The sequence below is a fragment of the Bradyrhizobium sp. 2TAF36 genome (genome assembly GCF_052114925.1).
In the GTDB taxonomy this organism is placed as follows: domain Bacteria; phylum Pseudomonadota; class Alphaproteobacteria; order Rhizobiales; family Xanthobacteraceae; genus Bradyrhizobium; species Bradyrhizobium barranii.
In genome coordinates, this window is the sequence record NZ_JBFRFR010000087.1 from 17,898 (window position 1) to 30,695 (window position 12,798).

9 protein-coding genes and 3 pseudogenes are annotated in these 12,798 nt (G+C 58.6%); 5 read left to right on the top strand and 7 right to left on the bottom strand.

Annotation, left to right across the window (positions count from 1 at the left end):
• Positions 1 to 6 precede the first annotated feature (6 nt).
• A pseudogene (alsS, locus tag AB4Z51_RS36950) lies at positions 7 to 1,659 on the top strand (acetolactate synthase AlsS); the annotation flags it as partial.
• A gap of 497 nt (positions 1,660 to 2,156) precedes the next feature.
• Here alsS and AB4Z51_RS36955 read toward each other — a convergent pair.
• The 4 genes and pseudogenes from AB4Z51_RS36955 to AB4Z51_RS36970 all read right to left on the bottom strand — a co-directional run bounded on the left by AB4Z51_RS36955 (position 2,157) and on the right by AB4Z51_RS36970 (position 4,958).
• Positions 2,157 to 2,516, bottom strand: coding sequence for an H-NS histone family protein (locus AB4Z51_RS36955; protein ID WP_441499066.1), 360 nt, complete (start codon positions 2,514 to 2,516; stop codon positions 2,157 to 2,159).
• A gap of 517 nt (positions 2,517 to 3,033) precedes the next feature.
• Positions 3,034 to 3,260 (bottom strand): annotated as a pseudogene (locus AB4Z51_RS36960) (hypothetical protein); the annotation flags it as partial.
• A gap of 265 nt (positions 3,261 to 3,525) precedes the next feature.
• Positions 3,526 to 4,242 carry a CBS domain-containing protein gene (locus AB4Z51_RS36965; RefSeq protein WP_441499067.1) on the bottom strand — a complete coding sequence of 239 codons (717 nt, stop codon included), beginning with the start codon at positions 4,240 to 4,242 and terminating at the stop codon, positions 3,526 to 3,528.
• A 311-nt stretch (positions 4,243 to 4,553) separates the two neighbouring features.
• Positions 4,554 to 4,958 carry a response regulator transcription factor gene (locus tag AB4Z51_RS36970; RefSeq protein WP_441499074.1) on the bottom strand — a complete coding sequence of 135 codons (405 nt, stop codon included), beginning with the start codon at positions 4,956 to 4,958 and terminating at the stop codon, positions 4,554 to 4,556.
• Positions 4,959 to 5,693: 735 nt separating this feature from the next.
• On the opposite strand from AB4Z51_RS36970, the gene AB4Z51_RS36975 reads away from it, so the two are divergent.
• The 3 genes from AB4Z51_RS36975 (at position 5,694) to AB4Z51_RS36985 (ending at position 7,552) form a co-directional block, all read left to right on the top strand.
• Positions 5,694 to 6,266, top strand: a complete 573-nt coding sequence (locus AB4Z51_RS36975) for a DUF6064 family protein (RefSeq protein ID WP_441499068.1) — start codon at positions 5,694 to 5,696, stop codon at positions 6,264 to 6,266.
• A 456-nt stretch (positions 6,267 to 6,722) separates the two neighbouring features.
• Complete coding sequence (locus tag AB4Z51_RS36980) at positions 6,723 to 7,238, top strand: alpha/beta fold hydrolase (RefSeq protein ID WP_441499069.1); 516 nt, start codon at positions 6,723 to 6,725, stop codon at positions 7,236 to 7,238.
• Complete coding sequence (locus AB4Z51_RS36985; RefSeq protein ID WP_441499070.1) at positions 7,199 to 7,552, top strand: alpha/beta fold hydrolase; 354 nt, start codon at positions 7,199 to 7,201, stop codon at positions 7,550 to 7,552. The genes AB4Z51_RS36980 and AB4Z51_RS36985 overlap by 40 nt, the downstream gene beginning before the upstream one ends.
• A 51-nt stretch (positions 7,553 to 7,603) precedes the next feature.
• Here the strand turns inward: AB4Z51_RS36985 and AB4Z51_RS36990 are convergent, their stop codons facing one another.
• On the bottom strand, positions 7,604 to 7,747 hold the full coding sequence (locus AB4Z51_RS36990; protein ID WP_441499071.1) for a hypothetical protein: 144 nt from the start codon (positions 7,745 to 7,747) through the stop codon (positions 7,604 to 7,606).
• Between the two features lie 383 nt (positions 7,748 to 8,130).
• Between AB4Z51_RS36990 and mgtA the strand changes: the two genes are divergently transcribed.
• Entirely contained in the window at positions 8,131 to 10,722 is a 2,592-nt protein-coding gene (mgtA, locus tag AB4Z51_RS36995) for a magnesium-translocating P-type ATPase (protein ID WP_441499072.1), read from the top strand.
• Between the two features lie 973 nt (positions 10,723 to 11,695).
• On the opposite strand, the gene AB4Z51_RS37000 is transcribed toward mgtA, so the two are convergent.
• Together AB4Z51_RS37000 and AB4Z51_RS37005 are read right to left on the bottom strand one after the other, a co-directional pair.
• Positions 11,696 to 12,214, bottom strand: coding sequence for an Hsp20/alpha crystallin family protein (locus tag AB4Z51_RS37000; RefSeq protein WP_441499073.1), 519 nt, complete (start codon positions 12,212 to 12,214; stop codon positions 11,696 to 11,698).
• Positions 12,215 to 12,430: 216 nt separating this feature from the next.
• A pseudogene (locus AB4Z51_RS37005) lies at positions 12,431 to 12,592 on the bottom strand (hypothetical protein); the annotation flags it as partial.
• Positions 12,593 to 12,798: the final 206 nt, after the last annotated feature.

A 12,798-nucleotide genomic window follows, 5' to 3' on the forward strand; every position in this document is an offset into this window, starting at 1 on the left:
TCGAAGACGCAGATTGGTGCCGAACTCGTGGTACGTACGCTTGAGATGCAGGGCGTGACGCACATCTTTGGTGTCCCTGGCGCAAAGATAGACTCAGTCTTCAACGCGCTTGTCGATTCGTCGATCAAGACCGTCGTCTGTCGACACGAGCAGAACGCGTCCTTTATCGCAGGTGGTATCGGGCGCATGACGGGCAAGGCGGGCGTTGCCATCGCCACCTCGGGGCCGGGCATCTCCAATCTGACCACCGGCTTGGCCACAGCCAACTCAGAGGGGGACCCCGTGGTGGCGCTTGGGGGCGCGGTCGGCACATTCGATRCACTGAAGCAAATTCATCAGACGATGGACGCAGTCGCAATCCTCAAGCCAGTGACTAAATTCAGTGCGACCGTGGGGGCACCGGATCAACTGCCCGAAGTTCTCGCCAACGCCTTTCGGGCAGCGGAGTCAGGTCGGCCGGGTGCGTCTTATGTTAACTTGCCCATCGACGTAGCCACTGCGCCCTGCGCTCGCAGCCCGGTGCCGTCGCCGGCCTTTGCTGGCCTTGGTCCCGCGGACGGTGCTGCGATCAAGGAAGCGGGCCGCCTTATCAATGCTGCTTCGAATCCAGTACTACTCTTGGGTATGTTAGCGAGCAAGCCGGCTAACGCCGCCGCGCTTCAGACCTTTATTAGCAAGAACAACCTCCCGGCGGTCGGTACCTTCCAAGCAGCGGGCGCGGTAGGTGCCATGCTTTTCGACAATTTCGGCGGCAGGATTGGACAAATCGCCAACCAGCCAGCTGACCTGCTGCTCGAAACAGCCGATCTTGTCATCACTGTCGGATACGATCCCGTCGAATACTGGCCGTCGCTGTGGAACGCCAAGAGCCAGCGAAAGATCCTTCATATCGATGTCGTGCCGGCAGATCTCGACAATTGCTATAGCCCCCACGTCGAGTTGACCGGTGATCTTGCGCAAACCCTGCAAGCGCTGACATCGCAGATCAAGCGAGCTTCGAAGTCAGCACTGGCGAAGGGAATTCTCGATATGATCACCGCCAAGCGCCAGTTGCTAACCAAGGAAGCCGCGGTTCGCGGCGGCGCTCCGATCCATCCGATGCGTCTGGTGCACGAACTTCAGCAGTTTCTCGGCGGCGACATCACCGTATGCTTGGATGTCGGTTCGCTTTACCTATGGATTGCTCGGCATCTCTATAGTTTCAGGCCCCGTCAAGTTCTTATCTCAAATGGTCAGCAGTCGCTGGGCGTCGGCCTTCCATGGGGAATCGCGGCATCGATCGTCCGGCCCGCGGAGAAAGTTCTCTCGATCTCTGGGGACGGCGGCTTCCTTTTTTCTTCGATGGAACTGGAGACAGCTGTGCGCTTAAAGGCGAACATTGTCCACCTGGTCTGGATCGATGGTACCTACGATATGGTTGCCGTCCAGGAGCAAATTAAATATGGCCGCACGTCGGGAATTCAACTCGGCCCAGTCGATTACATCAAGTATGCGGAGGCCTTCGGCGCGGTGGGCATGATGATACACAAGCCCAGCGACATCGCCACGGTAATGAAAAAGGCGTTCGACACTCCCGGGCCTGTTATCGTCGGAGTTCATGTCGATTATAGTGACAACCACAAGTTATTCGAAATGGTGGACGAGAACGCCTTCCACTAGCGATCGTGCATCTCGCGTGGACTGCCTCCTAACTGTTGCTTCCGTAGATTGACAAGGGGCGGCCCTTCGCGGGCCGCCCCTTGAATTTCATTAGATGAAAATGGAGATCGTGCGGTTGCAGCTGCAAAAAACCTGCAACCCCTCGGAGTGAAGATTGCTATTTGCCGCGGATCACCGCTCCTCCACATCGAACCGACGATCATATTGAAGTCTCGATCGAACGCTGGTCAGCGGTGCGGTCATTGCACCGGCTCTGCGGAATGCCTGGTCGCGATCGTACGGGCCATGCCAATCGCCGTTCCTGCCGCCCTCGGTCTTTCGTCACGTCGATGCACTAAGTGAGGCCCGCTCTTGGTCAAACGGTCGCGCTGAACATCGCTAATCGCGGGAGTTTCCTGGCCTGCTCTCGCGCGTGGAGGAAAACAGGGCCGGGTGGGGCCGGTCGCTGCTCGAAATCGCCGAAAACTACGGACGAGAAGCAGCCCAAATGACCGTGGTCATAACCGTAGATCGCCAAGCGGTGCAGTGGGAGAACTTTCAGTAGGATTGACGGGACACCGCGCAGCCAATGTCGACAGACGCTTGTGTAGCCCGGGCGCAATTACCCGGGCTGCTTTGGCTCGCAATGTCGAACGTAGGTCATCGATCCGTTTTCCGGACCTCAACAGGTTTGTTACCCAGCGAGGCTGCTCGCCGCGTCCGGCCCAAGTCTCCGATCCATTTAACGAGTTTCGATACTTTGGAAGGACTTTGGATAGCGCCGTCGGGCGCGAACCGTTTCCGGCCCAAAAGATCCGACGGCGACACCGAGTCCGGAGCAAAACAGCTCCAACTAGAGACCGGATACATTGATGCAAGACCGCTTACCACCAGCTCGACGAACCTCTTGCAACGGGCGGCCGAACCATACATGCGGGTCGATCGCGTCGGTTTGCCCCCCAGTCGGCGACTTCCGGTTTGCGGCGGACTCCGGACATGTCGCTGCGCTGCGCCAACCGATGCGATGGGCCATGTGTGGACGGCTCCAGGTTGGCAAGAAGAATCTTCACGTCGCAGCATTGGTCGGAGCAGCCATGTGTTCGGCCTATTTACGCGGTTCACATGACCGCTGGCCATAATGCCCTCCGCGGATCAGGTCCCGGTCATACCTCGCATTCGACGATGCTATGGCCCATGTGGGTTGTCCTGATCGCCGGATCGACCGGCACTGCATTACGCGCCGTTGGCCTTCCCAACCGTTACGTCACGCCGGGCTTTCCCGTGTGATCTCATTCACGCCGCGAGAGCGGCGGGTTGCTTGTAGGTTCGTTCCGGGCCATCATCGCCCAAGCCATCCGGGCGAGTTTGTTGGCGAGTGCGCAACCTTGGTGGGGCGCGGCGGATGAAGAGATAGCGCGCCCGGTGAAGCATCAGACAGCTCTGTTGCTCGACCGTCTTGGTCGGCACGAACCGCATGTTGGGTCGCGTGACCCCCTCGCAAATCGCCTCCGCGTCGGTGGCCGCAACTGACGGCGYACGACTACCTGGCCGGCTGCATCAACGCCATGCACTTGAAAGACCGACTTCGCGATATCCAGGCCGACTGTCGAAATTGACTGCATAGGCTGCTCCTCCGAATCGTGGTAGCCTCAGACGGCGCCCACTCCTTGGCACTCTCGTGCCGGTAAAGGAGCCCTCCACAGCATCAATAACGGAAGTGCGCGCACATTCACCTCTCCCGAGCTGCACAGGTCGAACCTGCCGTTCGCCGACCGGACGAAAGTAATACGCGCGTTACATCTGAGTCGCCGCTCGTTGATGATCTGCGAGGAAGTGACCGCGCGCTACGCGCGATGATCATCGACGACGACAGGCCAATTCGAGTTACTAACTCCAATTTTCAAAATCGACACACGGGATAGTCCCGGAAGTTTGGGGCGCGATGCCCAAATGATCCGATACCGACTCGATTCCTGGCGTTGCTTCGGCGGCAACGCGAACGGCGGTCTTCTCATCCACGCTGTAGACAAATCCCCAGAGATCGGCGCAGCGGTCATTGACGATGATGTTGAAGGGTCTGCCCGCCCATGGCTGATCCTTGATGCTCTCGACGAAGCGTTGATGCAGCACGCGGTCGCTTTCAACCCAATCCTTACTGTCCTCGGCGCGGGCTAGGACTTGCAACAGGTTCACGCGGCTGACGATGCCGACCACCAGTTGGTCCTGAACGATCGGCACCCGCTTGATGCTGTGCTTCTCCATCAAGCTCGCGATTTCCCGCAAGGGCGTTTCCGGCTGCGCCGTTATCACCTCACGCGTCATCACATCGCTTACCCGTTTGGCGTGCGACTTGATAAACTCCTGCGCCAGCGCGTCGCTTGACATGAGTGTTTCGCCCGCCGCCCCCGAACGGCGCCGTTCAGTGCCGATCTCGACGCGCCGGATCAGATCGCCCTCCGAAACGATGCCGACCAGCTTTGCTCGGACATCGATGACCGGGAGCGCGCTGACGCAGTTGCTGACCATCGCATTGGCCGCGGTTCGAACGGGGATATCGGGACCCACCGAGATAACTCCACAAACCATCACGTCCCGCGCTTGCATGTCCGGCTCCCTTGTTCGGGGCAGAAAGTCCACCACGCGCACCGACTTATTGCAGGTCCCGCAGGGGCATGTCCGGTCGGGGTCAAAATGCGAAGACCTCGGCGTCAGCAAATCCAGACCGCTATGCCCATTGAACGGACTTCAATCAGGCGCGCCGCCACTTCGCTGATGGGCCAAACCCGGAAGTGGCAGTTTTTAATTCTCCGAGTTCGTCAATGTAACAAATCTTGCACGTTGCAAAAAATTGAGAAAGGGTGAATGCAGCGAACTCAAGTTGAGCGGCTATATTAGGGGAAGGAGCCTAGGAAGCTCTACGACAACAAGTGTCCATGCTTCGCAACTGCCTCACGAACGCAATCCAGCAGATAGCTTCCTAGTCCTGGTTTCTCGACGACCAACACCGCAATTGCTGCAGCTCGGTCGCGCACATGTTTGGTTGGATTGCCTGTGAAGAGAATAGCCGGGATCGAAACTCCGCGACGGCGCAGCGCGCTGAGCAGTTCCAGTCCATTCATTTCGGGCATGTGGTAATCGACGACCAAGCACCCAGTCGCAGGCAGGCTCGGTTTGTTGAGCAAGTCGTGGCCATTGGAAAAGGCGCACACCGCGAAGCCCTCACTCTCCATCAGGCTCCTGAGGGAATGCCGCACTGACTCATCGTCGTCAACGACGAGGACGACTTGCTTGGCAATCTCCGGTGCAGGCTGCGTTTTCACCAAATTGCTTTCGCTGTTAGGTAAAAATGGGACTTTGTAGTTCTTATAATCACAAAGTCCGGCGGCCGATTTGATCTATGACAAGCCGGCCTACGCAAGCCGCTATAGCCGGCGCGTGACGAGCAGCCAGTCCGTAAGATCACGGCCGCAAGATTCCTGGATCCTTACGCCGACGAAGGAAGTGTAGCATCTGATGCGTGCTTTAGTTTCTACGATTACGGGGGCGCTTTGCACTCAGAAAGGCATGGATCGGGCTGCATCCACGACGTTTGGTGTAGCGAACGCGAGACGCGTCAGCCTTATTATGATGACAAGGCTGAAGTCCGAAATGGGTCAAAAGGCGAAGAACTCAGCATGAACAAATCTCGTCCGCTACGCCCCACTAAGCTGACCTCAGTGAGGGGTGTCGCCACTTCGTTGATGGGCCGATACTGTTGAAAAAGTCGAAAATAGTACCAGCGCAAGATCTTGCTGAAATCAGTTCGGGCGAACTCTGGCGAGAAAAGCCTTCGCGGCAAAGCTAGGAAGATCGCAGAGCGATCCAGTATAGATTGACGGCGTCCCCCGTATCTAGCGGCGTCGACCGCATCGGTAGCCCTTAGAAAATAGGCATTCGCGCCACATAGGACTTTTCAATAGAATCGGCCACGAGCGGACTTTGAGGGGCGACGTTGATCCTCATCAAACACCGCCGCAGCGAAGTGCTCTACGCTAGCTGTCGGCCTGGATCGCACCATGCTTCCCTTCACGCTTGAGCAGTTTCTTAACGTCTTCGCGAGCTACAATAAGGCGATCTGGCCCGCGCAGATTGTGGCTTACCTGCTTGGAGCCATCGCCCTGGCCGCCCTTCTTCGGCCGGGCCGTGCCTCTGACCGCGTCGTCTCAGCCGTCCTCGGATTGATGTGGCTATGCACCGGCGTTCTCTATCACGGCGTCTTCTTCTCGTCGGTAAACAAGGCCGCCTTCGCCTTTGGCGCCTTGTTCGTGGCGGAAGGCGTGGCACTACTCTACACCGGCGTCGTCCGCGATGGTCTTCGCTTCGCGATCAATTACGGCTTTCGAGCAGTGATCGGCGCGGGGTTTATTCTCTACGCGTCTCTCGTCTATCCGCTGATCAGAATCGCGACGCGGCATTCTTGGCCGGCCTTACCGATGTTCGGCGTAGCGCCGTGCCCCGTCACGATTTTCACCTTCGGCCCGTTACTTATGACAACCCGCCGCTTCTCTTACTGGCTTCTAGTGATCCCCTTCATCTGGTCACTCATCGGCGGTAGCGCTGCTATCCTCCTAGACGTTCGGCAGGATTGAATGCTTCTGGTTAGTGGTCTCATTGCCGTTCCGGTCATCGTCCTCAGGGACCGCCATGCACGGGGGCGGTAGCCGGCGAGGCCAGCCTGACGTCCTCAGTCGAATCGCGTCCATGATCGCGGCGATTAGCAGTGACCGCGCGGCTTGAGTGGCTCCGAAAATCTCGCGATGGTCGGGTTTTTAGTCGTCTGCGCCGCTGCAAGCCTCTGCAGGACGGGTACGAAGGTCAGTGATCACTTTGTGGGAATCTATGTGGTACCTTGATCGACGAGTTGGGCGCTGTGCGCCTCGCTATTGGCCGCGTGATATACTTTTCGAGAATTTCCCGCAGCGACAGGGAAGCCTACGCCGTTAAGGGCTTTGCTGGCGTCTGCAGCCTACGCTGCCGATGAGACCTCGCACAAAAGGGATCACCAAATGGCAATAGCGCGACAAATACGTTGGATGTGGAAAGGAATGGAGGTCACGCTGGGCATGGATGTCGCCGGCGATGGTCCAACAGTTGTCTTACTGCCGGCTCTGAGTTCGATTTCAACGCGCGAAGAGATGCGCCCACTCCTTGATAGGCTCACACCGAGTTTCCGGGTTGTGACAGCTGACTGGCCGGGGTTCGGCGACCAGGCGCGCCCGAGAATCGATTGGACGCCACAGGCGCTTTCCGCTTTTCTCGACTGGTTTTTAGGCGAGATGGTGGGGCCGCCGTACAGCATTGTCGCTGCTGGTCACGCGGCGGGCTACACCCTGCAACACGCCGTGTCTAAGCCCGGCACGATCGAGCGTCTCGCTCTGATCGCCCCGACGTGGCGCGGCCCGTTCCCAACAATGATGGGGGCCAACGCCCTTCGTTCGCCCACGTCCGCGCTGCCGTCGATCACCGCGGCATCGGCCCGCTCCTCTATCGGCTCAATGTCAGTCGGGTCGTCGTTGCAAAAATGGCGAAAGAGCACGTCTACAGCGATCCCGATTGGCTAACCGGTGACCGTCTGGAGGCAAAGCTCACCGTGACCCGCGCACCGGGCGCCAGACATGCTTCGGTACGCTTCGTGACCGGTGGTCTTGACCTTGTGGCAGATCGTGCCGCTTTCCTCGACCTTGCCCAGCAGGCGAAGACGCCAATCCTTGCGGTTTACGGCGATGAGACGCCGGCAAAGTCACGCGCCGAAATGGAAGCACTTTCCGTCCTGCCCAACGTCAGCGTCAACCGCCTACGAACCGGAAAATTGTCGATCCATGAGGAACTTCCAGACGCAGTCGCGCATGTCATCTTGCCGTTCMTCAGCGAATGATTCTGGAGCGACCGAGAATGAAACCCCAGCTGAAAGTTCGTCAGCGTTTCGTTACTTCTTCACGGCGACAATCAGCGGATTATCCTTGGCAGCTCTGCTGTGGCCGACCAGAGCTTTGACGCTCGCTGGTGTTCTTATTCCGGCCGAGATGGCCGAGATCGGCAGCGATCCCGGCTTCGCCGCGATAGCGCTCATGGCCGCGAGCGGATAAAGAGGCGCGCCAAATTAAGTTTGAAGGTCGCCGACTTCCGAGATGGGTCAATCGCGTCGATTTTCCCCTCAGCCAGTGACTTCCGGTCTGCATCGGACTCCGGACATGTTGCTACGCGGCGCCGTCGGGCTCGATGGGCCAGCTGCTGACTCATGCACTGAAGCAAATAGTTACCACTTCGGCACTCACAGTGTCGGTAGAGGAGCCGTCCGCAGTTTCATGAACGGAGTCCGAGCTCGTCAGTCAAGGTTCGACGACCTGCGAGGTGCTACAGCTATGAAAAGCCAATTGCCATGCGGGCTGCAGGCGATCGCAGCGCCTGTCATCTCTCGCTACAGAGGCTATGGTTGACGGAGAGGACCGAACAATGATCGGCATGCCAAACGCCACCTTCTGGCAGACACCGCTGGCCGATCTAACGCGGCAGCTCGGCGCGAATACCAATGGATTGAGCTCGGTCGAGGCGGCGGCACGCCTGAAGCGCTATGGCGCCAACAGGCTAGAGGTCCAACGCCGCTTCTCGCTGCTGCGCAAGATTTTGAGCCGGTTCCGCAATCCGTTGGTATTGATATTGCTCGCCGCGGCCACAGTCTCCGCGTTTACCGGCGACATTGCCAGCCTGATAATCATTTCGGCCATGGTGCTATTCAGTGTTCTGCTCGACAGCGTGCAGGAGTACCGGGCCGAACAGGCCGCCGATCAGCTAAAGATCTCGGTGGCGCTGAAAGAGCAGGCTCTGCGCGATGGCCGGGAGATCACCGTTCGCGCCGATCAACTCGTTCCTGGCGACGTTGTCGTGCTCGCCGCCGGAGACCTAGTGCCGGCAGACGGCAGGGTCATTGAGGCCCGAGATTTCTTCGTCAACGAGGGTCTGTTGACCGGAGAATCCTATCCAGTTGAAAAGCGCGCCATGCCCGACGGTATTGCCGACATCAACGTCGCGCAGGCTGCCAATGCCGCCTTTATGGGAACCTCGGTTGTCAGCGGCTCGGCCAAGCTTCTGCTTTGCGCAACCGGGGACAGGACGCAACTCGGCGAGATCAGCGCTACGCTCCGACACACACCGCCCCCCGCGGCGCTGGAGAAGGGCGTCTACGAGTTTGGCATTCTGATTGTACGGCTGACCATATTACTCGTTCTGTTCGTTCTGCTGGTGAACACGTTATCCCATCGCCCGTTACTGGAGAGCTTCCTGTTCGCCATTGCACTCGCGGTCGGCCTGACGCCGGAACTGTTGCCAATGATTGTATCGGTTACGCTTGCGCGCGGCGCGCTACGCATGGCCACGCAAAAAGTAATCGTGAAGCGCCTAGCGGCGATCCACGACCTCGGCAGCATGGACGTGCTGTGCACCGACAAGACCGGCACCCTCACCGAGGCAAAGATTGCGCTGATCCGACATATAACCCTGGCGGGGACTGACAGCGCGCGCGTGCTCGAACTCGCCTGGCTCAACAGTCATTTCGAGAGCGGGTTGCGCAGCCCGCTTGACACCGCAATTCTGGAGCACGAACTGCATGCCGCTTCTGAATGGACAAAGATCGATGAAGTCCCGTTCGATTTCGAACGCCGCCGTGTTTCGGTTCTGATAGAGCGCGCGGGGCGCAGGATTCTCGTGGTCAAGGGCGCCCCCGAGGACGTCTTGAAACTATCCAGTCGCTATGAACTTACCGACGAAAGCGATACCCAACCGCTTGATCCCGCCGCGATGGCACGTGCCACTGCGCAATTCCAGGCGCTTGGCGAAGAAGGCTTTCGCGTGCTTGGCATCGCCTGGCGTGAGGAACCTGCCACGCAGAGTCATGTTGCGGTACTCGACGAAAAGGATTTCGTATTCGCCGGCTACGCCGCATTTCTGGATCCGCCCAAAGCCAGCGCGGGAGCTGCGATCGCGGCGTTGGAGCGCAGCGGCATCGGCATCAAGATTCTCACCGGCGACAATGAGCGCGTGACCCAGTACGTTTGCGGTCAACTTGGAATTCCGGTCGAAGGATTGCTTACAGGGACGGAGCTTTCGTCGCTCAGCGAAGACGCATTGAGCGCGCGCATCGAGGCGACTAATCTGTTTTGCCGGGTCACGCCTTCGCAAAAGAACCGGATCATTCTGGCGCTGAAGCGTCGCGGTCATGTGGTAGGGTATCTCGGCGACGGCATCAATGACGCGCCCTCGCTTCATACCGCCGATGTCGGCATGTCTGTTGATGGCGCGGTCGACGTCGCAAAGGACGCGGGGGATATCATCCTTCTCGACCATGATCTGGCGGTGGTCGAACGCGGTGTGCGTGAAGGCCGCCGAACCTTCGGCAATATCATGAAGTATATCATGATGGGCACCAGTTCGAATTTCGGCAACATGTTCTCGATGGCAGGCGCCTCTTTGATGCTACCGTTTCTACCGATGCTGCCGATTCAGGTGCTGCTCAATAATCTTCTCTATGACCTGTCTGAGGTTCCGATCCCGATGGACGAGGTTGACGATGAGTTACTGGCTCAGCCCCGCCATTGGGATATCAAGTTCATTCGTAATTTTATGCTTGTACTTGGATCTGTGAGTTCGATTTTTGACTTCTTGACGTTCGGCCTGTTGTTGTGGGTTTTCAACGCGACGGAAACGTTGTTCCAAACTGGCTGGTTCGTGGAGTCGCTGGCAACCCAAGTGCTCGTCATTTTCGTGATTCGTACCAACGGCAATCCGTTGCGCGGCCGGCCCAATCCTGTTCTCGCGGCAACGTCGCTCGCCATTGTGGCCGTTGGAATCGGGTTGCCCTATACCGCAATCGGCCGGTGGTTCGGCTTCGTCCCGCTGCCGCTTGCGTTTTTGGCAGCGCTATGCGCAACGGTCGCTTGTTATCTGGTACTCGCCGAGGGCGTGAAGCGCTGGTTCTATCATCGTTACCCACCACATGGAGTGACACGTTCGCCCATCCTGCGATCGCAATTCCCGTTGACCGGGACCTGATCCAATCATGATTTCGCTTCGGTAACTTTGTTGATTTTGGCACCTCCGACGCATGTCCGTTCCGGGTGTGCGCCGTGACAAGGCGGCGCTTTCCAGTGGGTGCAAGTCCCACCCGGCAACCGCTCCAGCCTGAAGCAATCGGAGCAGTCATGGAGGTAACGAAGTGGCTGAAGCCCTCGATTAGCGTGTCACGAATTGGTGACAGCGCGAGTGTGCAGGCCGTAACGCGAGTGAACGCCGAGCAAGCCTCGAAAAGGGCGATGCGCAGGCCGACCCGACGACCCTTTCGGGGAAGGCTGGCACGGCTGGGGAAATGAGCGAAGTAGTACGCCCAGCCGCTGCGCCGGGTAGTGGCGACAGCACGTACACAAGGAAAGCGTACGCAACACGGGACGCCCCACGGCGTGCTCAGGGATGATCAACCGGACGCCCGCGAGGGACAGGCCGGGCGCCGTGGGGATGCGGAGAGGTTCGCAGTACCAGTGAAACCGGGTAACGCCGGGGGAGGGAAGGGACCTCAGTTCTAGACGAACGCAAGACGTAGTGAGGGACCTGGGGATTGGGCAACCGATAACTCCGAAGAGTGTTCAGAAACTGCAGACGGCGTCGCACGCGAAAGCGAAGGCAGAAGCCGGCTACCGCTTCTACGCCCTGTACGACGAGATCAGCCGCGGGGACATCCTGGCCCATGCCTATGCCCAGTGCCGCTCCAACAAAGGCGCACCGGGTGTGGACGGTCAGGACTTTGCGGATATCGAAGCCTACGGGGGTGCAGCGGTGGCTTGGCGAACTGGCTATTTCATCGGAGCTCTCGTCGTATCGCAGAAGCGTAGCAGGCGGCTCTTTCAGACCGACAGCACAATCAGCCGCGGAACCTCATCACGACATCGGAAGAACGGAAATGACAAAACCCGGAGACCGCAACCAGCTTGTCTGGTCCGGCTCTCCGGTTTGTTACGAGGACTGTGCAGGACTAGGCAGCCTTGCCGGGCGCCGTGGCCTTATCCGATACTGGGTTCGCGCTCGGTGGAGTTCCTGTCTTGATATCGATGGTCTTGGTGGTCTTCACAGCCTTGGCGGGCTTCTTGATAGCAAGATGCAGCACGCCCCTGTCGAAATGAGCTTCGACGCCTCCGTCTTCCGGCTCGAAAGGCAGAGACATCGATCGATAGAAGGAGCCGTAGCTGCGCTCCTCGACATGCCAGTTCTTTTCGTCTTTCGTGCTCTCCGCCTTTTTCTCGCCGGAGATGACTAGCTGGTTGCCGTCCAGGCTGACCTTGATATCTTTCTCGTCCACGCCGGGAAGTTCGGCGGTCACTTCGAAGGCATCCTTGGTTTCAGCCACATTGATTGCCGGCGCGCCTGCCCCAATACTGGGAGAGGACGAACCCTGATTGAAAGCGCGAAGCGCGTCTTCCACTTCACGTCGCATGGCCCTGAACGGGTCGAACGCAGGTTCCTGGCTGGTAGTCCACAATCTCGGAAGGCTCATCTGCTCTCTCCCTCAGGTTGAAGAAATGTCCGAAATTCTGCTCCGCCCGCTCGCGTCGGCCTTGATGTAGCGCAAAAAGGCTGGGTTATTTCGAAGCGGAAGGCCGGCCATGGCGATGAAAGAGAACACGTCAACGACGTTGATCTAATGACACTCGACGAGCTTGCATCGCTGCACTGAAAGCCGCCAGGCGCGAGCGCATTCAGTCGCAGCGGGCTAATACCAGAGGCCAAAGATCCATTTCGCGCCGAGGACGGTCTCCCAGACTGCCGCCAATTCGACTGTCAGCACAACGACGCTGGCCAGCAGTGCGATCGAGAGCAGGAGTCCGTCCTCTTCGAGATAAGCCAGCGAGATCAGCGCGATCACCAGGGCGGGAACGACGTTGCTGTGTCATTCGGCCTGCAATATTGACCCCCTAAGCCGGGGGATCGGCGTCCAAAATTTGCAGACGATGACGTAATTGCGGTCGGCGCTCGTGGCAGACAAGCTCCGTTATCGTTGAGCCCTCGCAATCAAATGATTCGAAGGAGCTCCCATGAAGCAGTACGTCGGGCTGGACGTCTCACAGAGAGAAACCGCTG

Coding starts and splice junctions, on each gene's coding strand:
- AB4Z51_RS37000 (WP_441499073.1), bottom strand. CDS start 12,214: ATGAGCCTTCCGAGATTGTGGACTACCAGCCAGGAACCTGCGTTCGAC.
- AB4Z51_RS36980 (WP_441499069.1), top strand. CDS start 6,723: ATGGAGGTCACGCTGGGCATGGATGTCGCCGGCGATGGTCCAACAGTT.
- AB4Z51_RS36990 (WP_441499071.1), bottom strand. CDS start 7,747: ATGAGCGCTATCGCGGCGAAGCCGGGATCGCTGCCGATCTCGGCCATC.
- mgtA (WP_441499072.1), top strand. CDS start 8,131: ATGATCGGCATGCCAAACGCCACCTTCTGGCAGACACCGCTGGCCGAT.
- AB4Z51_RS36975 (WP_441499068.1), top strand. CDS start 5,694: ATGCTTCCCTTCACGCTTGAGCAGTTTCTTAACGTCTTCGCGAGCTAC.
- AB4Z51_RS36965 (WP_441499067.1), bottom strand. CDS start 4,242: ATGCAAGCGCGGGACGTGATGGTTTGTGGAGTTATCTCGGTGGGTCCC.